Annotated in this window: 12 protein-coding genes and 1 pseudogene; 7 read left to right on the top strand and 6 right to left on the bottom strand. The window is 65.9% G+C overall.

Annotated features, from left to right (window positions below; genetic code table 11):
- Positions 1–23: 23 nt before the first annotated feature.
- Positions 24–1,748, bottom strand: a complete 1,725-nt coding sequence (locus tag OHA89_RS00065; protein ID WP_406364795.1) for a fibronectin type III domain-containing protein — start codon at positions 1,746–1,748, stop codon at positions 24–26.
- A gap of 291 nt (positions 1,749–2,039) precedes the next feature.
- On the opposite strand from OHA89_RS00065, the gene OHA89_RS00060 reads away from it, so the two are divergent.
- Positions 2,040–2,294: a hypothetical protein gene (locus tag OHA89_RS00060; protein WP_406364794.1), complete on the top strand. Its 255-nt coding sequence runs from the start codon at positions 2,040–2,042 to the stop codon at positions 2,292–2,294.
- A gap of 227 nt (positions 2,295–2,521) precedes the next feature.
- On the opposite strand, the gene OHA89_RS00055 is transcribed toward OHA89_RS00060, so the two are convergent.
- Positions 2,522–5,788, bottom strand: coding sequence for a hypothetical protein (locus tag OHA89_RS00055; protein WP_406364793.1), 3,267 nt, complete (start codon positions 5,786–5,788; stop codon positions 2,522–2,524).
- A gap of 35 nt (positions 5,789–5,823) precedes the next feature.
- On the opposite strand from OHA89_RS00055, the gene OHA89_RS00050 reads away from it, so the two are divergent.
- The 4 genes from OHA89_RS00050 to istB all read left to right on the top strand — a co-directional run bounded on the left by OHA89_RS00050 (position 5,824) and on the right by istB (position 15,069).
- Positions 5,824–12,996 carry a polymorphic toxin-type HINT domain-containing protein gene (locus OHA89_RS00050; RefSeq protein WP_406364792.1) on the top strand — a complete coding sequence of 2,391 codons (7,173 nt, stop codon included), beginning with the start codon at positions 5,824–5,826 and terminating at the stop codon, positions 12,994–12,996.
- Positions 12,997–13,002: 6 nt separating this feature from the next.
- Complete coding sequence (locus OHA89_RS00045; RefSeq protein ID WP_406364791.1) at positions 13,003–13,293, top strand: barstar family protein; 291 nt, start codon at positions 13,003–13,005, stop codon at positions 13,291–13,293.
- 142 nt (positions 13,294–13,435) lie between these two features.
- A complete protein-coding gene (locus OHA89_RS00040) occupies positions 13,436–14,299 on the top strand; it encodes a Mu transposase domain-containing protein (protein WP_406364790.1) in 864 nt (287 codons plus the stop codon).
- Positions 14,299–15,069: an IS21-like element helper ATPase IstB gene (istB, locus tag OHA89_RS00035; RefSeq protein WP_406364788.1), complete on the top strand. Its 771-nt coding sequence runs from the start codon at positions 14,299–14,301 to the stop codon at positions 15,067–15,069. Before OHA89_RS00040 ends, istB begins: the two co-directional genes overlap by 1 nt.
- 75 nt (positions 15,070–15,144) lie before the next feature.
- Here istB and OHA89_RS00030 read toward each other — a convergent pair whose 3' ends face one another.
- Positions 15,145–15,687, bottom strand: coding sequence for a DUF6882 domain-containing protein (locus OHA89_RS00030; protein ID WP_406364787.1), 543 nt, complete (start codon positions 15,685–15,687; stop codon positions 15,145–15,147).
- Positions 15,688–15,937: 250 nt separating this feature from the next.
- Between OHA89_RS00030 and OHA89_RS00025 the strand changes: the two genes are divergently transcribed.
- The gene (locus tag OHA89_RS00025; RefSeq protein WP_406364786.1) at positions 15,938–16,186 is read left to right on the top strand and encodes a hypothetical protein; all 249 of its coding nucleotides are present in this window, start codon (positions 15,938–15,940) and stop codon (positions 16,184–16,186) included.
- A 143-nt stretch (positions 16,187–16,329) separates the two neighbouring features.
- Here OHA89_RS00025 and OHA89_RS00020 read toward each other — a convergent pair whose 3' ends face one another.
- From OHA89_RS00020 to OHA89_RS00010, 3 genes and pseudogenes are all read right to left on the bottom strand, one after another.
- Complete coding sequence (locus OHA89_RS00020) at positions 16,330–19,980, bottom strand: hypothetical protein (protein WP_406364785.1); 3,651 nt, start codon at positions 19,978–19,980, stop codon at positions 16,330–16,332.
- Between the two features lie 325 nt (positions 19,981–20,305).
- Positions 20,306–20,567: pseudogene (locus OHA89_RS00015) on the bottom strand (IS5/IS1182 family transposase); the annotation flags it as partial.
- Positions 20,518–21,936 (bottom strand): hypothetical protein, encoded by a 1,419-nt coding sequence (locus OHA89_RS00010; RefSeq protein ID WP_406368768.1) that lies wholly within the window; start codon positions 21,934–21,936, stop codon positions 20,518–20,520. The pseudogene OHA89_RS00015 and the gene OHA89_RS00010, both read right to left, overlap by 50 nt.
- A 1,756-nt stretch (positions 21,937–23,692) precedes the next feature.
- Here OHA89_RS00010 and OHA89_RS00005 point away from each other — a divergent pair.
- Positions 23,693–23,938: a hypothetical protein gene (locus OHA89_RS00005; RefSeq protein WP_406364784.1), complete on the top strand. Its 246-nt coding sequence runs from the start codon at positions 23,693–23,695 to the stop codon at positions 23,936–23,938.
- Positions 23,939–24,229 lie beyond the last annotated feature (291 nt).

The raw sequence follows: 24,229 nt of genomic DNA, 5'->3' as shown, positions 1-24,229 counted from the left end.
CAAGATCCTCGACAGAGTCAAGCTCAGACGTACAGCGGGCGGTTGCACCCCCATGAGTGTGTTGCGACCGCGCTGCCGTCGGCCCGCAGGGCCTCGAAGGTGTAGAAGTAGGTGGCACCCGGTGCGGCGGACTGGTCCACGTAGCTCTCGGTCGTGTTCGGCAGTAGCCCGGTGTGCAGCGGCTGGTATGCGGAGGCGGTGGGGTTCCACCGGCTGACTCGGTAGCCGGCGATCTCGGCACACCTTGCGGACTCCCAGCACCGCCAGTAGATGCCGGGTGCGTTGGGGCCGGTGACCATGTTGTTCCAGGACATACCGATCAGGTCCTGCCCCGTGGTGGGGAGCGTTACCGACGGGCGAAGGTTCAGCTCGGTGGCCGTGACCGTGGCGACCTGCGGGTCCTCGGACGAAAGCGCGTTATCCCAAAGGTCCTTGGCGATTACGGCGTACACGTAGGTTCCGCCCTCCGGTATGCCGGAGCAGAGCATCGCCAGCGGGTCGGAGGCTTCGTCCGTGCAGTTGGAGTCGGTCCAGCGGATTGTTCCGTCCGGCTGGCGGGTGCCGCGCAGGCCGACGTACGAGGCGACGTCGTCCTCGACCGGGGCCGTCCACCTCAGCAGCATGCCGTCCTTGCGGGGCGTGGCCTTCAGACCGGTGACCGGGCCGGGCGCCACCTGGTCACCGCTGCGGACGGTGATCGGTGCGGAACGAGCGGACTCGTTACCCACCATGTCCACTGCGCTTACCGCGTACGTGTACACGGCTCCGGGGGCCATGCTCTGGTCCGTACACGGCCCCAAGCCGTGGTCGCCCATGGCAGTGCAGGTCACACGGGTGAGGTTCGCGGGATCCAGGCTTCGTCCGGGGGAGCGATAGACGCGGAAATGCCCCCCGTTCACACGGTCATTGTCGAACGAGTCGGACATCTTCCAGTACACGTGCGTCTGCGTGGCCTCGACGTAGGAACTCAGCGAGGTCGGGGCCGGCGGCGGCGTCCGGTCGACCCCGTCGCCGCTGACGACGGGGGAGTACGCCGACGGGTTGCCGTGCGCGTCCACCGCTCTGACGCGGTAGTACCGCAGTGTGTTGCGAGGGGGATTGTGATCGTTGTACGCGGGCGTGGTCGATGTCCCGAGCAGTGTGTAGGGCCCCGTGTCCCGCGCGGCGGAGTACACCTCGTACTTTGCGGCGTCGCTTACCGCCTGCCAGCGAAGCAACGCTGTGAACCAGTCGTTCGTGACCGTCAAGCCGGCAGGGGTGGCCGGGCCGGTCCAGTCCACGGGGGTGGCCGAGACGGCAAGGCTGCCCGCGGACTCGCGGCCGGCCTTGCTGACGGCGCGTACCTGGTAGGAGACGGTCTTGCCGGTCGGGCTCGGGGTGTCGACAAAGTAGGGGGTGGCGAGTAGAGAAGGGCCGCTGACCAGGGACCAACTGGTCTGGTCGAGCCGGCGGTACACCCGGTAGCCGGCGAGGTAGGTCTCCTTGCTCGCTGTCCAGTACAGGCTGGCCTGGTTGGTGTACCCGTCGTATCTGACCCACAGCCCGGCCGGCGTTGAGGGGCGGAACGGATTCGGCAAGCGCACAGCGGCACGAAGGGCGCTGGGCGTGCTGGCGGACGCGACCGGGCCTGCGGCGGGGGTGTCGCGGTTGGCTGCGACCGCGGCAGGAGCGGTCGCCAGAATACCGCCGGCAGTGGCGAAGACAGCGGCGGTGGTCGCCAGTGCGGTCAGCTGGACACGAGTTGCCACAGTGAGAAGAGAGCCTTTCCGGAACCCGGCGGCGGCACGAGGCAACCGCTGTTAGAAGAGAGAGGAGAGGGGTGTGTGGAGGAAAGGCGGTGCGGGGTGGGGCCGGTGTTCCGCCGAAGGGAAGTGTACTGATCGGTCCGTCCCACGGAACAGAGCAGGTGTTCCCCCGGACCCTTATGGGGTGAGGTCCGATCTGCGCGTTTGTCCCAGCCGTGCCGACTGGGCTCCCATAACCCGGGACGCGTCGAAGAAGGCTCGGACCCGGCCGGAATCGGCATTTGCCCAGTACTCATGCCCCACCGCCCCGGTGTCCGACTGGCGCTGCTGCGCAATGTCTCGGGTGAGCTGGAGCCGGCCATCCGTACCGACCGGGGCGACACGGACGCAGGGGCGGCGATGATCACGAGGGCTCAGACGCTGATGGGGCGGCGGGTGCTGGTCTACAAGGAGATGGAGGCGCTGGCGTCGAATCCGATGCACAAGGCCCGCGTCGGAGTGCACTTGATGGACCTCGGGCCGGAGACGGAAGCGAGGCCGTTCGCCTGAGCGCGGCGGGCGAGGCTGGCCAGGGCTTCAAGGGCTTCCGCCACCGTTTCGGTGTCGACTTGGCTGTGCTGTAGTTGAGGTAGCCGCGCATCAGGTCCAGGGCGGCTGTTTCGCCGGCGATCTGCTCCGTGCTGGTCGTCATGCCTGCCCAACGACAGACAGCTGATCGCGGCGCTGCTGAAGCGTCCGGCCCCCGGAACGCATTCCAGGGGCCGCTGTGTGGGCCGCTAGAAGATTCCCGTAGTCGTGGTGCTCCAGTTGGTGTCGCCGACCTTGAGGGGTGTCCTGTGGCCGGTCAGGGTGCCGGGGTAGAAGAGGAGGCAGCCGGTTGGGCAGGTGGTGGTTTTGGTCGTGCCGGTGCCGTCGTCGTAGGTGACGGTGTTGTTGGGGTCGGCTGGGGTGGTGGCCCACAGGTCAGCGAGGTCGTCACCGGTCTTGGGCTGGAATTCGCGGTAGGAGATGGTGGTGCCTTCGTCGTTGACGCTCTTGTTGACGACGGTGCCCTGGGCGTTGCCGTTTGATGTGATCAGGGGGCGGGTGGTGGTCTGCCAGCCGCCGTTGCCGAAGACGGTGCGTGCGCCGAGGGTGAACTTGCCGTCTGTGATTTTGCCGGGGTAGAGGTAGGCGATTCCGTCGGCTTTGTTGCGGGCGAGGATGTCCTGGATCCCGTCGCGGTTCTGGTCGCTGGCGGCGAGGATGGTGTAGTCCTTCCACAGCGTGCCGGTGCTGACGTAGTTGGCCTGCTGTACGTCGAACGGCTCGGCTTGGTCGGCGCCTCCACCAGCCATGGTGCGACCGGAGTAGATGCGCAGGCGCGAGTCGGTGCAGGCGTCGTCGACGCATACGCGGACGACGAGGTCGTTGCCGTTGGCGAAGCCGGTGTCGGCGCGTTGGTCTATGTCTCCGGGCATGACGATCTGCAGGATGCGGCTCCAGCCTTGGGTGCCGAGGTCGGAGGGCGGTGCGATTGCCCGGCGGGTCCAGTACATGGGGCCGCCTCTGCCGGTGCCGGGGTAGAGGTAGAGCTTGCCGTCGGGGAGGCGCACGAGAGAGTCTTCGTAGCCGTCAGGTGGTGCGGTGGGGCTGGTGAGGTTGGTGAAGTCTCCGCCGTGGGCGATGAGCGCCCCTGACCAGCCCTTGAAGCCGACGGTGTAGGGGGTGAGCTTGCCGGTGCCGTCGCCGGCGTGGAATCGGAGTTCGGCGTTGGTGTCGGTGCTGGTGGCGTACATGTCGGTGTAGCCATCGCCGTTGAGGTCGCCGAGGAGATCACGGGTGGCGGGCTTGGTCAGTGGGCTCTGGCCTGCGGCGTAAACAAAGGCAGCGGGGGAGGTCATGATTATGGTGCTGTCGGCGTCGCCGTCGACCGGTGAGTGATTGCCCGCCGTGTCGTAGGCGAGGACATGGAGCTTGCTTTGCGGGCGGCCGGTGGGGACGATTTCGATGACCGTCTCGGTGGCTCCTGCGGCGAGGGGGACCCAGGCATCAGTGCAACCACTGCTCGAGACCGATACCGGGCGGTCGAGGGCCCAGCAGAAGCCGGCCAGATCGGTGGCAGGGTTCTTGAGTTTCAGGCGGAGTTTGGTACGCGCCTGCTGGATGTGGGTGGTCAGTGCGCTGCCGTCTTCTTTGGTGACGGTGACCGGGCTGGTGGGTCCGGTCTTGTCGACGGTGAAGGCGCAGTCGGCTGTGTAGGGACTGTCGGGTCCTTCGCCGTCCTTTGCCCGGACCTTCCATTTGTAGGCGCCGGTGGGGAGATTGCCGGCGAGAACTGTAGCGGTGGCTGTGCCGCCACTGGCCACGTTGGTGACATAGGAGACCGGTACGGCGGCGCCGGCGGCGGTGGTGACGACGAATTCGGGATATACGGTGCCGCCGTCCTTGTCGAGGAGGGCGGCTGTCAGGGCGAGGCCGCTGTTACCGATGGTGGCCCCGCAAGGCACCGGCTTGTTGCCCTCGCCTGACGGGGACCAGCTGCCTTCGTAGGCTCCGCTGGCGGTGACCTCGGGCGGGAAGTTGTAGGTGACCTCCAGGACGGGGTTGTTCCGCAGACGCTTGAAGCTGTTGACGTTGCCGAGGTATGAGTTGGGGACGCGCAGGCCGAAGACGAGCGGGTCCCAGCCCTCCTGGACGTAGGAGGTCAGGGCTGCGGACTTGAAGTCGTAACCCTCCACGCCCGGGCAGTAGGTCGGGTGGCCGTGAGCGAAATTGCCCTGGGCGAGTTTGTAGCCCCAGTAGTTGTTGCGGGTGTTCCAGGTCGGGGTGGTGGTGATGTCCTGGGAGGTCCACAGCTCGGTGGGGCCGGCCGCAGAGGCGTCGCAGCCCCAGGAGTGGGTCTGCTCGACGGCGAAAGTGGCGTCGAGGATGGTGGCGCCTTTGAGGCCGTTGGTGTTCATGGCGAAGAACGACTGGGTGTCGCCGGTGCCGTTGAACCCCACGCGTGGCTCGTCCCAGGGGTTTCCGGACTGCCAGCCGGAGCCCCAGGGGTAGTCCGCGCTCGGGGTGGCTGAGTACACCACGGCCCACTTCTCGGTGTAGCCGCCGGTGAAGATGGGGTCGATGACCAGCGGGAACTGTGTCGCCGAGGACAGCAGAGCGGGGTCGGGGGTCAGCGTGAGGGTGTTTCCTGTGACGTCCGCGCCCACGGGGGCCTGCTGCGGGTCCGGCGCCGTCTCCTCGGCGACGGCGGCGCTGGAGAACATCGCCGAGGACATGGCGGTTTTTGCCGCCAGGCCGGCCGGGTCGCTGGCGGCGGGCTGCTCCCACATCTTGGGGGTGGGCGCGCTGAAGACGACGTTGCCTTCGGCATCCTTGGCCAGGAGCCGGTCGCTGTGGTCTTCGTCGAGTGTCACGCCTTCGGAGGTGACGGCGAGTTTGATGGTCTTCAGGGCCGGGTTGGCGGCGGCCTCGGGGGTGGTGACGAGGAGATGCTGGGCGAAGCCGTTGACCTCGGCTATCAGCTTGAGGTCGACGCCGGGCAGCACTGACTTGTAGAGCGCGGTGTTCCCTCCCACCACCGGCTCCGGGAGCCTGCCCGGCCATGACAGGGCCAGCTTCTTGCCGCCGCGGTCCATCGAGACCAGCGGGCCGTCTCCACCCCGGGAGAAGGCGATGCCGAAGGACGCGGTCGGGCCGAGGGTTCCGTCCTCCTGCTGGGTGAGCGTGGGGTCGGTCTTGCGCCACACGGACTTGTGGCGTGACCAGATGGGCAGCGTGGACTGCCGCAAAGTCAGGTTTCCGTCGGGGTTCGCGTAGGTCTCGGAGTACTCGGTGCGGCGGTCGATGATCTCGACGCGCCGGCCCGAGGTCTTGGCGAGGCTGTAGGCCCTCACCTCCGATGCGGCCTCTGGCGTGCCGTCTGTGCCGCCGACGGTCTGTTCGGTGGCCGTGGCGGTCTCGGGGGTGGTGATCACGCTCAGCGCGGTGAGCGGGAAGGCGAGGGCCAGAAGGGCGGCCAGCGGGTGGGTCAGGCCCGTTCCGGCTCTTCGGTGGTTCATAAGTTTTTTGGTCTTTCTGAAAAAACGTCAAGGCTGTGAGTCAGCGCAGCGTAAGCGAAGGAATTCACATCCGCATAGACGGACTTGCCGGCGTGCCATTTCCTGTCGAGGCCATGACATCCGGAATGATCGGTTTCAGGACGCTCGATGACGTTTTTGCAGGTCAGGTGTGTCGAAGTAGGGTCTTGCGCGAAGTGCCTGAGGGAGTGTTGGCTGCGATTTTATCTGTCTTTTATTCCCTTGGGGGGTTTGCTGTGTCCATCCGTTCGGGCATGATGCCCGAATTGTTCGGAGGTGGTCGCTTTCGCAGAAAGCGTCGGCTCCGTACCGGAATTGTCGGTGCGACAGCCGTCGCCCTGTCCGTCTCCCTGCTCACCGGCCCCGCCTGGGCGGGACCCGCGGAGTACAAGCCCCGCGGCACCCAGAAGACGCCCTCTGTCGCGGGCAAGAACCTCAAGCCGCAAGGCAAGAAGGCTCCGGCAGCGGCTTCCTCCTGGACGCCCTCGAAGGTGACGTGGCCCTCCGCCGGAACGGCGGAGGTAACCCTGTCGGCCGCCGCGCCCCTGGCCAACGCCGCCCCATACAGCGGGGCGCAGGCGAAACTGCCGGTACGCGTCACCAAGTCCGCGAAGGCCTCGCTCTTCCTGCGGTCCGACGCAGCGAATGACTCATCAGGTCCGGAACGGGTCAAAATAACCGTCGCGGACCGCAAAACGGCCCAGAAGGCCGGAATCGACGGGCTCCTGCTGTCCGTGCAGCGCAAGGACAGCCGTATCTCCGGCGGCCGGGTGCAGGTCGAGGTCGACTACTCCAAGATCAAGGACGCCTACGGCGCGAACTGGGCCTCCTCGCTGCACCTCGTCCAGCTGCCGGCCTGTGTGCTGACGACGCCCTCGAAGCCCGAGTGCCTCAAGGGCTCTTCCGTCCCGACGTTCAACCATCAGAGCGCCGCGACGCTGACGGCCGACGTGGACCTGGCGGACACCGCGTCGGCCCAGGACGCCAAGTCCACGGCCGTTGCCGCAGCGGCGGGCGGCATGACCGTCCTGGCCGCCGTGGCCAGTGCCGACGGGTCCGAGGGCTCGTTTAAGGCAACCTCCCTCGCCGGGTCAGGTTCGTGGTCGGCGGGCGGGAACTCAGGCGGCTTCGGCTGGAACGTTCCGATCACGGTCCCGCCGGTGCCCGGTGGCTTCGCGCCCAAGGTGGGCTTCTCCTACAGCTCCTCCTCCGTCGACGGCCGCACCGGCTCCACCAACAACCAGTCGTCCTGGGTCGGTGAGGGCTGGCAGTACAGCCCCGGGTTTATCGAACGCAACTACGTCCCTTGTGAGAACGACAAACAGGGCGGCAGCAACACCGAGGAGGTAGGCGACCTCTGCTGGAAGTCCGAGAACGCGACCATGTCCCTGAACGGCTCAAGCACCCAGCTGCTCTGGGACGCAGGCAAGGGCCTATGGAAGCTGGCGAACGACGACGGCTCCCGTGTCGAGCGGATCTACGATTCCCCCGGCAACAACTCCGGGGATGAGGACTCCGAGTACTGGCGGATCACCACCACCGACGGTACGCAGTACTGGTTCGGCAAGAACCGTCTCCCGGGCTGGAGCGCAGGCAAGGAGGAGACGTCCTCGGTCAACGCCGTCCCGGTCTTCGGCAACCATGCTGGCGAGCCCGGCCGTGGAGCCGACTTCGCCTCCTCCAGCCGGATGCAGGGCTGGAGGTGGAACCTCGACTACATCGTCGACCCGCACGGCAACGCCATGGCCATGTACTACACCAAGTACACCGGCTACTACGCCAAGAACAACAAGATAGAAACGCCGGTTGCCTACACGCGCGACAGCACCCTGCGCAGGATCTCCTACGGCCTGCGCGACGGCCAGGTGTACTCGACCCCCAAGGCCGCCGGCCAGGTCAACTTCTGGGTCTCCGACCGCTGCATGGCCACCACCTGCATCCTTGACCAGGCTCACGCCAACGACTGGACCGACGTCCCAGTCCACCTGGACTGCAAGGCCGCCCAGCAGTGCCTGCAAGGCTCGCCCACCTTCTGGTCGACCAAGCGCCTGACCTCCATCGACACCTACGCCCTGGTGGGCACCGCGCACGTCGGCGTGGACAACTGGACGCTGACGCAGTCCTACCCACCCACCGGCGACACCACCAAGCCCGCCCTCTGGCTCGACTCCGTCCAGCGCACCGCCAAGGCCGGCACGCTCACAGACATCCCCGGAGTCGACAAGACCGTCTTCACCGGCGAGCCCCTGGCCAACCGCGTGGACAAGGCCGACGGGCGGCCGCCGATCAACAAGCACCGCATTACACAGATCACCAACGCAACCGGTGGCACCACACTCGTCACCTACACCGACCAGGAGTGCAGCCCCAGCAACCTGCCCGCAGCCGACGACACCAACACCAAGCGCTGTTACCCCTCCTGGTGGACCCGCGACGGAGGCACCGAAGAAGTCAAGGACTACTTCCACAAGTACCTGGTCGCCAGCATCGAGGAGAGCGACACCACCGCCGGCACCGGCTCACCCTCCAAGACCACCACCTACGTCTACCCCGGCTCCCCGAACTGGCGGCGCGACCAGTCCGAATTCACACTCGACAAGCACCGCACCTGGAGCGACTTCCGCGGCTACCGCACCGTCCGCACCCTGACGGGAACCACCAACCGGGTGAGGACCGAGACCGACTACTACAACGGCATGGCGGGCGACACACTCGCCGGCGGCACCGCTCGCACCGTGGCGACCATCAACGGCGTCATCGACCGCAACGACTTCGAAGGGCAGACAGCCGAGACCCGCGCCTACTCCAGTGAGTCGGGCTCGGTCGTCAGCAAGAACACCACCACGCCATGGGTCTCCGGCGACAACGCCACCCAAACCGTCAAGGGCATCACAGACCCCAAGAAGCCAGCCGACCCTGCACCCACGCTGGCGCCCAAGGTCGCCCGCTTCCCCGGCATCGGCAAATCCGTGAGCAGCACGCTCATGAGTGACGGCAGTTGGCGCAGCGTCACCCTGACAAAGACCTACGAGCCCACCTACGGCCTCCTCACGGCGCAGGGCGATGACGGTGGTGGCAGCACCCCACCCACATGCGCCATCACCTCCTACGTGGCACCTGACACGACGAACTGGCTGATCGCCTACTCCAGCCAGGTCACCGCCACCATCGCCAACTTGTGCACGACCACGATCAACAATGCGGAGGTCACCACCGCTGGCCGCACTTCGTACGACGGCCAGGCCGTAGGAGTCGCACCCAAGCCCGGTCAGGCCAATGAAACCAAGGTCGAACAGGCCAGCCGACTGGACGCAGGCAACCAGCTCGTCTGGGAGACCATCGGCCAGAACACCTACGACCAGTACGGTCGCACGCTGACGAGCACAGGTCAGGACCAGCGGACCACGACTACCACCTACACCCCCACCTCCGACGCCCAGCCGACCAGCACCACCGTCACGGACGCCAAGGGCCACACCCTCACGACCACACTGGATGGGATCCGCGGCCTCGCTCTGACCAGCACGGACACCAACGGGCGCACAGCCTCATCTGAGTACGACGCGCTGGGCCGCCCCACCAAGTCCTGGAGCGCGGGCCGACCGACAACGACGCAGCCGAACAACACCATCACCTACAACACGTCCAGCACCACCCCCTCCACCACCGTCATCAAGACCCTCAACGAGGACGGCATCTGGAGCACGTCAAAGACCTTCTACGACTCGCAGCTGCGCCAGCGCCAGACCCAGACTGACGCGATCGGAGTCGCAGGTCGCGTCATCAGCGACCTGTTCTACGACGACCACGGACGTCCCTATCGGGCCAACGCGCCCTTCTACAACAGCTCCGCCGTCTCGAACAGCCTGTTCGTCACCCCCGAGAACGCAATCCCGTCGGCCACAACCACTGAGTACGACGGCCGTGGGCGCCCCACTGCCGCTGTCCAGCTCTCGCTGAACACCGAGAAGTGGCGGACGACCACGACGTACGGACCCGACTGGACCGCGGTCATCCCGCCGGACGGAGCACCGGCCTCACTCGCCATCACCGATGCGAGGGGTCGCGTGACCGAGCGCCGGACCTACAAGGACCGCAACCCGCTCATCACGGCCGCCGCCACCACGTACGAGAAGCACAACTTCAGCTACGACCGGGCCGGCAAGCTCGCCAAGATCACCGACAACTCGGGCCGCAACAGCTGGACCTACACCTACGACCTGCGCGGTCGCCAGATCGAAGCCGTCGACCCCGACAAGGGCAGATCCACCACCGGCTTCGGCACCGACGGGCGCCCGCAGACGGCCACCGACGCCCGCGGAATCACCCTCGCCACCACCTACGACATACTCGGCCGCCCGGAAACCCTGAGGAAGGGATCGGTTACCGGAGCCAAGATCGCCGAGTGGACCTACGACACCGCAACGGCAGGCAAGGGGCTTCCCGCCACCTCCACCCGCTACGACGGCACAGCCGCCTACACCTCCGCCGTCATCGGCTACGACATCGCCGGATCCCCGACCGGCACGAAGATCACCATCCCCTCGGTCACCGGCGAGGAGAAGCTGGCCGGCACCTACACCATCACCGGGACCACCACCCCCGTCAGCGGCCTTCCGGCCACGACCACCTACAGCACCACCAACACCAACGCCACCACCGCCCTGCCCGCCGAGACCCTCACCAACCACTACGGCGCCCAGGACCAACTCGCCATCGTCGACAGCAGCCTCAACCAGGCCTACCTGCGCGGCGCCGCCTACACCGAGTTCGGCGAACTGGCCCAAGCGACGCTAGGTAACCTCGGCTCCAACATCTATCAGAGCCTTACCCGCGACCTGGCCACCCGCCGTGTCGTCAGATCTGACATCGACCGAGATGCCAGCGCACCCAGCAGCCTCTCGTCCACCAAGTACACCTACGACCCCGCAGGCAACATCACCCGCATTCTGGACGAACAGAGCGACTTCACAGTCAAGGACGACCAGTGCTTCTCCTATGACTGGGCTGCCCGTCTCAGTGAAGCCTGGACCTCCAGCGACAACTGCACCACCAAGCCTGTCAACGGTTCCGGCACGCCGAACCTGGGCACTGTCGACCCGTACTGGACCAGCTGGACCTTCACCGACACCGGCCAGCGCGCCACCGAGACCCAGCACCAGGCCGGGCCCCTCACTGCCAACACAACCCGGACCTACACCTACCCGACCACAGCCGGCGCGGCCCAGGCACACGCCGTCCGCGGCGTCACCGCGGCAGGGGGCGCGACCGGCACCGACGCCTACGTCTACGACGCCACCGGCAACATGACGAACCGGACCCCGGCAGTCGGCCAGCCGCAGACCCTGAGTTGGAACGACGAAGGCCGGCTCGCCTCGTCCACCACCGCCGGAGCCACCACCTCATTCCTGTATGGCGCGCTCGGCACCCGCATCCTCAAACGAGAGCCCAAGGAAACCACCCTGTACCTCCCCGGGGGTCAGGAACTGGTTCTCGACAAGACGGCGGGCACAGTATCCGGCACCCGCTACTACGGCCTTCCCGGTGGCACAGCCGTACGCACCAGCACCGACGGACGCCTGCGCTTCCTGATCGCCGACCACCATGGAACCAACACCCTCTCCCTCAGCTCCACCACCCTCGCCTTCAACCGCCGAAAGCAGCTCCCGTACGGCGCCGAACGGGGCACACCCCCCGCCTTCTGGCCCGGAGAGAAGGGATTCATCGGCGGAGACATCGACGAAACCACCAACCTCACCCACATCGGAGCACGCGACTACGACACCAAGCTCGGCCAGTTCATCAGCGTCGACCCGATCCTCAGCCTCGACCAGCCCCAGTCCCTCAACGGCTACAACTACGCCAACAACAACCCCACCACCCAAAGCGACCCCACCGGCCAGCGCAGCGAGGAATGCGGGACCCTCTATAACTGCGGCAGTAAAGGCACCATCACATATTCGAACACTGCAGACATCTCCTACCGCGACCCCGACGCCCAGTGGCGGCACTACCAAACCAGCGGCGAAACCTGGCACTGGTACAGGAGCAACATTCGGGCCCAGGTCGAAAAGAATGTTGGCTACAAACACACTCCGGTCTTCACCATCAAGAGAGTGAAGCACCTCGTCGCCGGCATGGGGCAAGGCATTGCAGACGCCCTCGGTTGGATCGATCCGACTGGAAGCGCACTCCCGACGCTCGGAATTCCAGAGCCCGGCGATCTGTATGCGCAGGCGATGCCTAGTCTCGGTATCGACACACAAGACCGCGACTACGACTTCGGTACCGTCGTCGCTCCCATGCCAGGCGGCCTGCTCTCCCACGGTGCAAGCAAACTTCTCAAGGGAAGCAAGTCGCTCAAGGCGGCGGATATACCGTGCAAGTGTTTCCTCGCGGGCACTGATGTGCTCATGGCAGATGGCACCACCAAGGGCATCGAAGACATCCAAATAGGGGATGAAGTCCAGGCGACCGACCCCGAAACCGGAGAAACCGGAAGTCGGAAGGTCACCGACCATATCGTCACTGACGACGACAAGCACTTCAACGCGCTCTCAATCGCCACTGAAGACGGCATCAAGGAAATCACGGCAACCCACGAACACCCCTTCTGGTCCCCGTCGGGTCAAGCCTGGATCGAGGCACGAAACCTCACTCCCGGCACCACACTGCTGACCAGCACCGGTAGCACCGTCATCGTCACGGCCAACAAGCCTTATGCCCAGCATGCCCGCACGTACAACCTCACCGTCGACGACATCCACACGTACTATGTGCTGGCGGGCGAGACTCCGGTTCTCGTACATAATTCCACGTGCATTCGTTACGGTGGCGCTCTTGCAACTGCGGAGGCGGCAAATCCGCTGATTGAAAGCCTCCGCGCGACGGGGACGCTGCCCGGTAACTATGTAACCAAGCTGCAAGCTTCTGCTGCCGGCTGGGAGCCCGGGAAGGCGTTGGGGAACAAAATACCCGGCGCTCAGATCGGCGGAGATGTATTCGAGAATACCGACGGGTTGCTGCCGAGTGCTGGAGGGCGGACGTGGTCTGAGGCTGATGTAGGGATCAATAACATGATGAAGCGGTCAAAGCAGCCGGGGACTCGGTTGGTCTATTCGAATGACGGGCTCGCCTACGTGACCAGCGACCACTACAGGAGCTTCTTTCAGCTGCCCAACTGGAAATGAGAACCTATGAGGATTGAAATCGATGGCGCAGCAATTCTCTCCCAGAGGGATCTTCATGAGTTCTTGTCGCGGGCTCTAGATTTCGGCCCCTACTATGGAGCCAATCTGAGTGCCCTGTGGGATCGGCTATCGACGGACGTGGAACGACCGGTCGAGATCGTCTGGAAGGAATCGGAGCTGAGTAGAAGGGCGCTGGGTGAAAGCGAGTTCGAGAAGATTCGCGATCTCCTACTTCGCGTCCAGTCGCAGGATGAATCCTTCGGATTGTCCCATCGTTTCTCGGTGACATTCGAGTAGCATGCGAGGAGCCCCACCGAAGCGTGATTCGGTGGGGCTCCTCAGCGGTTTGACGGCAACGCTGACGGCAACGTCAACGGACGGCTGCCGTGGAGGGTGGATCGTCGGGGTGTCGACGGTCGGACCGAGTGCATTGGCGAGGGTGTCGGCCCGTGCTGCCCGGCCCAAGGACAAGCCGCGGGTCGAGCGGCCGATGCCCTATATCCGGGACTCGTTCTGGCGGGGTCGGGAGTTCACCTCGATCGAGCACATGCAGGCCGAGGCTGTGGCCTGGAGTCAGAAGGTGGCGGGCCGACGCCAGTGCCGGCCGTTGCAGGGAGCCGCCCCGATGGCGGTGTTCGAGGCCGTCGAAGCCGAGACCTTGCTGCCGCTGCCGCCCACTGCGTTCGTGCTGGCCCGCTGGTCGACGGCGGTGGTCGGGCCGGACATCCACGTCAAGGTCGGACGCACCCTCTACTCGGTTCCCTGGAAACTGATCGGCCGCCGGGTCGATGTCCGCTCGACCGCCACGATGGTGCAGGTCTTCCTCGACGGCGATCTGGTCAAGACCCACGTGGCACTTGAGCAGGGAAAACGAACCGACAGGAGCGACTACCCGCCGGAGAAGATCGCCTTCCAGATGCGCACGCCGATCTGGTGCCGGACCCAGGCACCCGAGGTCGGTGACGCCTGCCGGACCGTGGTCGACCAGCTGCTGGAGGTCAACGCGCTCTGCCGGCTCCGCGCCGCCCAGGGGATCCTCGGGCTGAAGAAGAAGTACGGCGACGCGAGGCTGGAGGCCGCCTGCGCGAGGGCCATCACGGTCGGTGACCCGTCCTACCGGACCATCAAGGGCATCCTGATCGCCGGCACCGAGACGGATCCTGAGCCCGAATCGAGCGGGGACGCAGGAGCCGCGGCCTTCCTCCACGGGCCCAAGCGACTGTTCGCCTCCGTCGCCCCGTCCGAGACGGCGGATGAGCTCCACGACGACCAGGTCCACGGCGAAGCTGAGGGAAGCATCTGATGAGCGTGATGGATTCTGCCCTGCGTGAGTCGCTGAAGTCGCTGCGGCTCTCGGGGATGCTGGAAACCCTCGATGCCCGCCTGGCCCAGGCCCACGGCGGCGAGCTCGGGCACCTGGACTTCCTGCAGGTCCTCTGCCAGGACGAGATCACCCGCCGCGAGACCGTTGCCTTCCAACGGCGCTTGACCCGGGCGAAGTTCGAGCAGCAGGTCACCCTGGAAGAGTTCGACTTCACCGCCTCCTCGAAGCTCCCGGCCGCCCAGATCCGCGACCTCGGGGCCCTGCGCTGGCTCCACTCCGGCGAGTCGGTCATCCTCTTCGGCCCGGTCGGGGTCGGAAAGACACACGTCGCCCAGGCCCTCGGTCACCTCGCCGTCCGCCAGGGCGCCCACGTCCGCTTCGCCAAGACCAGCCGGATCCTCGCGGACCTCGCCGGCGGCCACGCGGACCGCACCTGGGACAAGCGGATCCGTGAACTGGTACGGCCCGACGTGCTCATGATCGACGACTTCGCCATGCGCCAGCTCGGCGCGGCCCAGGCCGATGACCTCTACGAACTGGTCAGCGAACGGCAGGGCCGGTCCCTGATCATCACCAGCAACCGGGCACCCAGCGACTGGTATCCACTCTTCCCCAACCCCGTCGTCGCCGAGTCGCTCCTGGACCGGCTGATCAACACCAGCCACCAGGTCATCATGAACGGCCCCAGCTACCGCCCGAACAAGCGATCCAGGAACCCCACCGACAGGAACGGAAAGACGACCCCATAGGGAGATTGGCCCACCGCATCACCGGGTTCGGTGCCTGCCCTGCTGAAGGCCAGGCACCGATCCCTCATGGTTCCGCTAGTCGATATTGATGCTGAAGGTGGACGTGCTGCCATCCGCTGCGGTCAATGTGACCGGCCCGAACGTGATGATCGCGACGGAGTTGTTTCCCGGGCCCCGATAGAAGCCGGTTGCCCTGGTGATCCGGACGGCCAGAGCCGCGAGGGTTGCCGCCGCCTGCTCATCCGCGTCGACCTTCGGTTGGGTCAGAGCGTGATGGCCATGTGCTTCTGCCCAGTCCCGAACGGTTCGGGCGTCGCGGCTCATCTCCGGGAGGATGCTCTCGTTCGCCCAGGCCCACAGCCACGAGCCCGACGAAGGGCTGAAGCTAGCCAGGATCTGCGCGGGCGCCGTCGCGGTCTTTTCGGGGAAGGTCCACGTGATGAGGCCCGTCCTCTGATCCAGGCCCCAGCGGTCCGCCGAGCCCAGCCCCCAGGACACGTGCGCCCGAGCCAGCTGGTCGATCACGTCTTCGCCCTGCAGCAGCAGCGTGCTCAGGTCAGCCGGATCCACTCCCTGAGCAGGGCTCTCCGACTTGCTGGCCCGCTTGAACAATCCCATGCCGCGAAGTCTGCCAGAGGCAGCTGCCCGGCCGACGACCCCCTCATACCCAGGCCCCACGCCAGCCGACCAGGTGGGGAATTACGTGAACTTACCCCTGGGGAATAACGAGAACGTTCACAGCAGTCCAGCTCAGTACCCCCTGGACTGGGCGACGATCTGCGACCTGCCCCTGTAGGAAGCGGACGTCGACCTTTCGGGACCGCTCACGGACTGGACTGCGCACCTGTCCGTCGTCCGCGATGGGGCCGTGCCGCTGCCCGAACGGCTGGCCGGGCTCCTGGCCGAGGTCGCCGGGCAGCTGACCGCCACGGCCGCCATTGCGCCGTTGGCGGCGATGCGTGCCGGGGGTGTGCTGGAGCGGATCGCTGCCCGGGTGAGCCGGGAAACCGCCGGCGCCCTGCGCGACGACGGCATGCCGGCCGAAGCGGTGGCCACCGCGCTCGGCACCACCCGCTCCAAGGCTCTGGTCCTGCTCCTGACCGCCCAGGACAGGTGACGCCACGCGCAACAGCATCCGCCTTGCCGGTTTTCGGTTTCCCCGGAGCGGGATCCCGTCCGCGGACCGGGCGATTCCGTGGTCACATCACGCCAGATGGCAGCCCAGGGGACTCGGATGAGCCAGCAGCCAGCCACCGCGGGTCAGTCCAAGTCCTCCCAGGTCCACCTGGGGGCGGGGCTGCCGTCAGGCTCTCGGCCGTACCGGAACTGCTCCTTCCAACCTGTGACCTCCAAGAGACTATGGAACCGTCCTACGCCGGCCAATCGCGCGGTCAGAATGCTTGCCTGACCGTCTGCTCCGACGTTCCGAAGGGACTCCAGCAGCCTCTTTACGGCGTGCTCGCTGGCGATGCTGACGTGTGCAGCGGGGTTATGGGCCAGTGCAGCTGCGATCTGATCGTCTGAGTTGGCCGCATGCAGACTGTCCAGCAGATGGGCTATCGCGTAAGGGCTCTTGTCAGTCAGGGTATGAGTGGGGGCTCGTGCGGCCAGCGCCGCAGCCTGGTCGGCGGCACCGGCTTTCCGTAGGCTCGTCATCAAGGCAGCCACGCCGCCGTGCTGGTCGGTGAGGCAGTGGTCAGCGGGGCGGCGGGCTAGTAGGGCAGCCACCTGATCGTGTGCTTCTGCCCTTCGCAGGCTGTCCAGCAGGAACGCCGTACTGAATGCGTGGTCGAGGGACGTGTGGGCCGCAGGATCGCGAGCGAGAAGACCACTCACCTGGCTATGCGCCTTGGCGCTCAGCAGTTCATCCAGAAACCGGGATACGGCGCCCGCATGACTCAGGTCGACGTGCGTGGCGGGGTCGCGTGCCAGCAGCGCTGCCACCCCGGCCTCTGTCTGGGCTCTCCGGAAGACAGTGAGTAGCTGATAGACGGCCTCCGGGTCGTTGATGGAAACGTGCGTGGCGGCCCGAGAGGCCAGGGCGTTGGCTTGTTCGGTTGCGCCGACTTCCTGCAGCCAGATCAGCAACTCGGCCAGCTCGAGCGGATTGTCGACCGTTGTGTGGGCAGCGGCACGATCTGCCAGTGCGGTGATGTGCTCGTCAGCGTTGGCACAATGCAAGCTCTCCAACACTCTGGCCACAGTGGACGGGTCTTCTACGGAGGCGTGAGCTGCGATGCGTGAAGCCAGGACTGCGGCTTGATCGAGGGTGCCAGCCTGCCGCAGACTCCACGTCAGCGCAGTGAACTCGCCCGGCTCGTCGAGAGAGACCTGAGCTGCAGCTCGTACAGCGAGTCGCTCAATCGCCTTGATCGCGGGCAAGCCTTCCGAGGCCACGTCGGCCGCGCTTGTGCCCCCTAGGGCATGGGCGGAGGCACGTGCAGCCAAGACCTGCGCCTGTTCGGTTGCGCCAGCCTGGCCCAGGCTGTCCACCAGTCTCGCCACGGCATAGGGATTGTCGAGGGAGACGCGCGCACCTGGTCCACGCTCCAATAGGGCGGCAATCTGTTCGGTTGCTCCAGTCTGGCGCAGGCTGTCCAGCAGTTTTGCCACGGTGTAGGGGTTGTCGAGGGGAGCGTGGGCTCCTGGTCCACGCTCCAGTAGGGCGGCAATCTGTTCAGTTCCGCGAACGTTTTGCAGGCTGTCTAGCAGCTTCGCCGTAGCGAATGGGTTGTCAGCAGGAAGTCGGCTGATCGCTCCCGCGACATAGTCACGCATCTGATCAACGTGGTCAGTCGTCCACCACTGGTCCACTATCTCGGCGACCAAATACGGGTCGTCGAGGGCAGTCTGGGCTGCAGCCCGCGCAGCCCGAACAGCGGTGTATTCATCTGCGGCGACCTTGACCAGGTCGTCCAGCAGTTGCGCAACGCCGTAGGGGCTATCTAGGGAAACACACGCAGAAGCTCGCTCCGCCAGGACAGCTACTTGCTCCCAGGCTTGAACCTCGCACAGGCTGTTGAGGAGCCAGCGAACTTTGAATGTGCTGTCGGCAGGGACCTGGGAAGCGGGGCTGCGGGACACCAGAACAGCAATCTGCTCCGCCGCATCCACCTCCATGAGCTTGTTTAGGAACCGGGCTAGCGCGGCTGGGTCACGAAGAACAACATGTGCGGCAGGGGCACGATCCAGCAGAGCAGCTATCTGCTCCCTCGCCTCAATCTCCAGCAAGCCGTTCAGCAGCAAGGACAACAGATACGGATCGTCGAGGGATGTGTGCGAGACAGCCCACAAGGCCGGACGATGATCAGCGGTGTGCATGGGAGATGGTTTCACCAGTGCGGCCGGGGCATACGGATGACCGAAAGCAGCCGCATGCTTGAAGAGCTGGGCGGCATCCCGGTACAGACCTCGTCCATAAGCGGCGTGGCCAAGGTTGTACCAGTCGGCGGGGTGCGCGTGGTGTACCGCTGAGTTCCAGAAGTCGACAGGAGGGATCTCTTCGGCGCGGTGGTGGCGGCCGTACTGGTCAAGATAGTCCGCTAGCTGATACTGCGGTCCGTTCGTGTACGGAACCGCCTGATCGGCGACTGAGTTGTCAACGCTGCGCCGACGCTGATTGCGGAGGCTGGTCTGCTTCACGGGGGTGAGGATGCCGGGAATGCCGTTGCACTCCCGGCTCGCGTACTCGAGGGCTTTCGGCAGCCAGTCTTCGCTGGTGGAGCTCCAATCTGCGTCGGTCAGGTAGCCGGGGGCTGCTTCAGCGAGCCAGGCGAGCGGCAGATGAGGTCCGGTGCCGAGCCGGTAAGCATCCATGGCGGCGTGAAACAAAGCCTGGGTCGCTTTGTCCGCGCTGCGGTAGCGGTCCATCAAGACAGGCACGCCCGCCAGGTACTGCGTAACCTGGCGTCCCGTCGCGCGCGTAGCGGCCTCCGTGAGCCGGGGGTCAGACTCGGCCGTGCCCGCGAGAACAGCTAGATCGACGTCAGTAAACGCTTGGGGCACATCGATCCTGTGTCCGTTCAACAGCTCGCGGGCATGGGCGTGCCGGTCGGGGTTGCCCCGGTACGTCAGGGTCTCCCAGTGCTCCGGCCACAGCGTGGCCAACACCAGCACCGGCCCCCGGGAAGTGTCGTGCAGCAGACTCCGCAGGCCGGCGGCGACCTGATCACCAGTACCGTCCCCGCTGAGGTAGAGCTGGGCTTCGTTGAGCCACACCACGGTCCGCGGAGCGACTTCCGGGAGCTCTGCCAAAACAGCACCGGGCCGGATGGGAGATAGAGGGTGCCACAGCCGCCAGGAGGCTGGAAGCTTGCGTACGGCCTCCCACAGCGCACGGGTCTTGCCCGTGGAAGACCCGCCCACCAGAACAGCGATTGCGCTGTGCCCGGCCGCCGCGGAAGCGACCACCGCGTCCAGCTGCGCGTCGAACCCGCGCGGGACATAGGCAGGTAGGGAACCCAACGTGCTGTGGTCGCCTCTAGCCTCAAGGGCCGGGTGGACTTCCAGGTCGGCCAATACGAGCGGGTCGTTGAACTCTCCGAGCGGCCGTCCTGCACCGCTGGCCATCCGGGCGTTCACCCACAGGCCGCGCACCCGTGCGGCCAGGTCCCCGGTATCCCAGGCAGCCCGACGTGCCAAGACCACGGCCACGGCTACAGCGTCTGCCTGAGCCGGGGGTAGGACGGGATCGCTGATGCAGCGCCGCACGGTATCCCGACTCGGAGCCCCCGCCAGACCCGAGTCTGCGGCCACGTCCTCGGCGATCTCGGTCAGACTCGGCGCTTCCGCCGCCAAGTACACCTCGTACAGCAGATCCTTCAGCTCCTGCAGCGCGCGAGGCCACCCCACCCGCGCTCGCTCCAAAGCCCGCGGCCGCTTAGCCGGACCGCCCCCCACATCGCGACTCATCGCATCATCATCCCCCTGCACTGCTGCCAACCAGGGCTGAACAGCACAGATACCGCCACCGGAACGGAGCCCGTCGCAACCCGGAGCCGACCTTCCCAAGAGGCCGAACGTGGACAGCAAGCCGGCCGGCTACCCATCCACTGACCACAACCCGTGGAGGCCGCATGCCCCGCAACCGCCTGACCCGCCGTGAACGCCTGGCCCTGGCCGGCGCCACCCTGAGCGGCTGCGCCTCCGGCGCCGTCCGATCCCTCATGACCTGGCTCCTCGACTGGTAACTCGGCCCCGGCCGGCGGAGGCGAACGCTTTCGCCGGCCTCCCCGAGGCGCAGACTCGAGACGCTTCGCTCAACCGCGTTGGGCTGCTTGTAGGTCTCGCCGCCGAAGACGGGCGGTCGCCCGCCAGGCGCCTCGCTTGAGGCTGTGACCGATCTGGTCTGCTGGCTGTGGGATCACGGCGCGGATGCCGCGTCGGCGGAGATGCCTTCGTATCGCGGGGGACCAGTACTCGCGGTCCCCCAGGATGTGTCGGAGTCGATCACGGAGTCCCTGCGCCCGGCGTCCGGGGTGGCCAGCGTGGGGGGTTCTGGGTGGGACGTCTTGGTGGGGGTCCGGCGAGGTGGCGTTGGAGGTCGAGGTGGCGGAACTGGTATACCGCCCCCACTTGTCGTAGTACGCCGCGGTGTGCGTGGGCGTCGGCGAGGAAGGCCATGAAACGCCAGGGCACACGTCCCAGTATGGCCAGTTCGATTCGCGCGGCCAGGAAAGCCAGCCATACCGATCTGGCGCGTCCGAACTGAGCGGCTCCGAGGCCAAGGATTATTCCGACCAGGAGTCCGAGTGTGAGCGCCTCGGTGATCCGCACTTCAGACAGCCGGGCAACGAACCCGAGGATGAGACAGCTCATGAGCCCGACTGCGAGCGTGACGGTCCAGAATGTACGGCGGTCCCGAGCCAGGACCGCGCCTGGTCCCACTGCCTTGTTCAGGTCAGGCTGTAGTGATGTCAGACCTCCCAGCAGCCCGCCCACGACAATGCCGAGGAGCCCGCCGACCAGGCTGAATCGTTCCTCGCTTGGATACGTGAAGAGCCCGAACCCGAGCCCCAATGTAACTGCGGGCATGAACGTGCGTACCCAGAAACGTCCTTTCCAGCTCCAGCGGATGCCCTCTGTCGGGCTGAGTCTCGGTTCAATGATGAGCAGCACTATTGCCAGCATTCCCCAATTCATAGCTGCCTGCATTCCAAGCATTGGGTTGTTGAGGAGGCCAAATGTAAGTCCGTACGCGAGTCCGATCGCTAGTCCGGGGATAAGAGCGAGGGCGAGTGCGGGTAGGGCTTTGTGGAGTTGCCACCAGGCGAGGTTGGGGGTGCCGTGGAGGGTGTGTTCGAGGTGGCGGGCGAGGAAGGTGAGGGTGTGCTCGGCTTGTTTGGCGGTCCATGGGCTGGGGTGGCGGTGGTGGGGGCTGTAGGCGGCGGGGATGAAGATCCGGAACAGGTGGGCGTCGACATCCTGGCGGGTGGGGTAGCGGGTTTGGTCGAGGAGTTCGTCGGGGTTGGTGAGGCTGGCGGGGTGCTCGTCGCCGGGGCGGGGGTTGTAGATGCTGCGGGCCAGGAACAGTCCGAGTGGGGTGCTCAGCGCCTGGGCGGTTGGGGTGCCACTGCGAAGGGCGTCGGTGACCCGGCTCCAGCGGGCCGCGGCCGCGGTGTGGGGGCCGCCGGCGTCGCGTAGCAGGTAGGCAGCTGCCTGAGTGGCGTTGAGCGGGTGGAGTCGGATGCCTGCGGCTCCGTTCAGGAGCATGGGGGTGCCCGCGGGCGGGTTCAGAGCGCTGCGGTACTCGGCGGTGCGGCTGGAGAGCACCAGCGGCCGCCCGGGGTGCAGTACCTGGTTGATGGCATGCAGGGCGCGGGGGCGGGCTGCTTCGGGGAGTTCGTCCAGCCCGTCGAGGATGGGCACGATGAGCTGGCCTTCAACCAGGGCGCGCGCCCAGGTGCCTGGACTTGGCTGCGGGGGTCTTGCGGGGGCAGGGTCGTACAGGGCGGGGTGGTCTCGGGCGAGTTGGTCGGCCATCCACGTGTACAGGTCCTGTCGCGCCATGAGGCCAGTGAGAAGAGGGCCGGCACCGGGCCGCCGGGCGGGCGGTGTTCGAGCTGGGTCAGCAGAAGGTGTACGAGCAGCATGGTCTTGCCGGCGCCTGGCTCGCCGAGGACCACCAGGCGGCGCGTGGGAACTCGTTCGAAGACCTGGCGGATGTCGTCCCACTTGCCGGCCAGCCCGGCGGGGCTGAGTGCCCACTCGGATGCGTCGCCCGCTGGGTCCTCAGGCCTTGCTCCGGCGAGATTGAGGAGGAGCGGCCACGACTCGACCAGATCCGTGTCGGCGGCCTCCCATTCGAGGGGCAGCGGGTAGGGGTCGTTGAGGCGGCGTACTCGCTCCTCGTTTTCCCACTGCTGGCGTATCCCTTGGGCCAGCTGGTCAGCCACGTCCTCCAGTCGGGCAGCAGGCGGTACGCTCATGCTGGGCTTGTGGCGCACGGTGGCGAACACCACTGCGGGCAGCCCTAGCAGCGCGACGAAAACGCCGACCACCTTGCCCACGTCCTCCACTCGGTTCACGCCAAGGCGAACGGAGCACACGGTCAAAACACCCGCGAGCACTACCGCGTACAGCAGTCCAGCCCACTTCAGTGAACGCCTCACATGGTGATCATGCGTGATTCGGGAAGGGCTTTCCAGGATTGGCGTGGCCAGCTTGCTGACGCTGCCAGGGCTCAGTTTGCCGCCGAAGCCCAGGCTGTGCGTCACTCTGACCGGGGCCGGTCAATACGGCCGGTCACCGGCATTGGTCACGCCCAGTCCACGCCGAGTTCAGCGAGTGCTGCTGTCGGTGGTCAGTGAATCTGAGCAGTCGTCATGCTTCTGACCTGGGGTTGTGCAGTTTGGTTGAGAGGGTTGGTGGCTGTGTTGGCTCACTGAATCTGCGCAGCGTCTAGGGACATCAGCCGTCTGACCTGGGGTGCGTTTCGGTGCGAGTCCGGCTGCTCGGGTTGGTTGAGCACTACGCTGTTTCACTGGTCCGCGACAGCATGTCTGGTTCACCTCCGTAGCGGTGGAGGTGCCTAGTTCATGATTCTATCCAGGCTAGAAAACGAATCATACATGGAGTGTGGTCGAGGTTGCTGCGGATTTGGAAGTCGTTTCTTTTGGTGTGATCGTTCGCTGAGCTGTGCATGGTGGATCTGGTTGAGCGTCTGGTGCCGGACGAGCTGTGGGTGTTGTTCCGGCGGGTGGTGCCACCTGCGGACGTGATACGTCCGCAGGGGCGGGGGCCGGCATCGGGCGGGTGATTCTGAAGCCTTGGAGGGAGGTCATCCTCGTGGCCAGCACGGGCTGGGCGTACCGGCCATGGCTCGCCGGCTGCCGAGGATTACACCGCCGCTACGAACGCAAGGCCGAACACTTCCTTGTCTTCGTCGGCGTAGCCACAGCACTCATCGGCTACCGATGCCTTACCAAATGAAGCGACGTCTTAGGCTCATGGTGAGTTCGGTCCGGTCCATCCGCGTGGCGCACGCTGCGAATGCGCGTTCGTCGAGCGAAACTGAAGCCGGTAGGTGGGCGAGGGTGTGACGTACTCAAGCGGTGGTACGGCGTCGATGGCTACGACTGCCGCTCGAGGCGGTACCAGCGATTCTCTGACCAAGGAGGCGGTCATGACGGAGCAACGCAAGAGCAGTGACATCATCCCGGAGGAGTTTGGCGGACTGATCGTGGAATTTCGCGGTCTACTTGAGAAGTACCCTCATGCGGTCGGGAACTTCTCGCTCGCATACCACCCTGCGGAGTATGGAGAGGAATTGGGTACAACAGTGACGGCGGGGATCCCTCCCGCCCCGGTCTTCGATTGCTCAGAAATCGAACCCGGATTCGTTGTGTGCCGGCGCGTCCACGAGGAGTGACCGTGCAGGAATGAGAGCCGATGTCCGGCCCCGTAGGTTCTGGAGGCGGAGCCGGAAGAACCTGGGTGGGGGAGCGCAGCGGATCCACCCAACGGGCCGAAGGCCCGGACCCCGTGAAACGGGGTCACCCCAGCCCGCGTAGCGGGCCGTTCGAGACCGAGCGAAGCGAGGTCTCAGGCTGCTGAGCGAAGCGCAGGACACCGGCCCGAAGGGCCGGCTCTGTCGGCGAAGCCGAGCCACGTCAGCGCAGCGAGGCGGTTCTCTCCTGAGCGCGCAGCGCTCAGGTTCCAT

It is taken from the genome of Streptomyces sp. NBC_01546 (genome assembly GCF_045208355.1).
Classification (GTDB): domain Bacteria; phylum Actinomycetota; class Actinomycetes; order Streptomycetales; family Streptomycetaceae; genus Streptomyces.
Note: the sequence above shows the minus strand (reverse complement) of the source record. Positions and strands in the feature narration are given on the sequence as shown.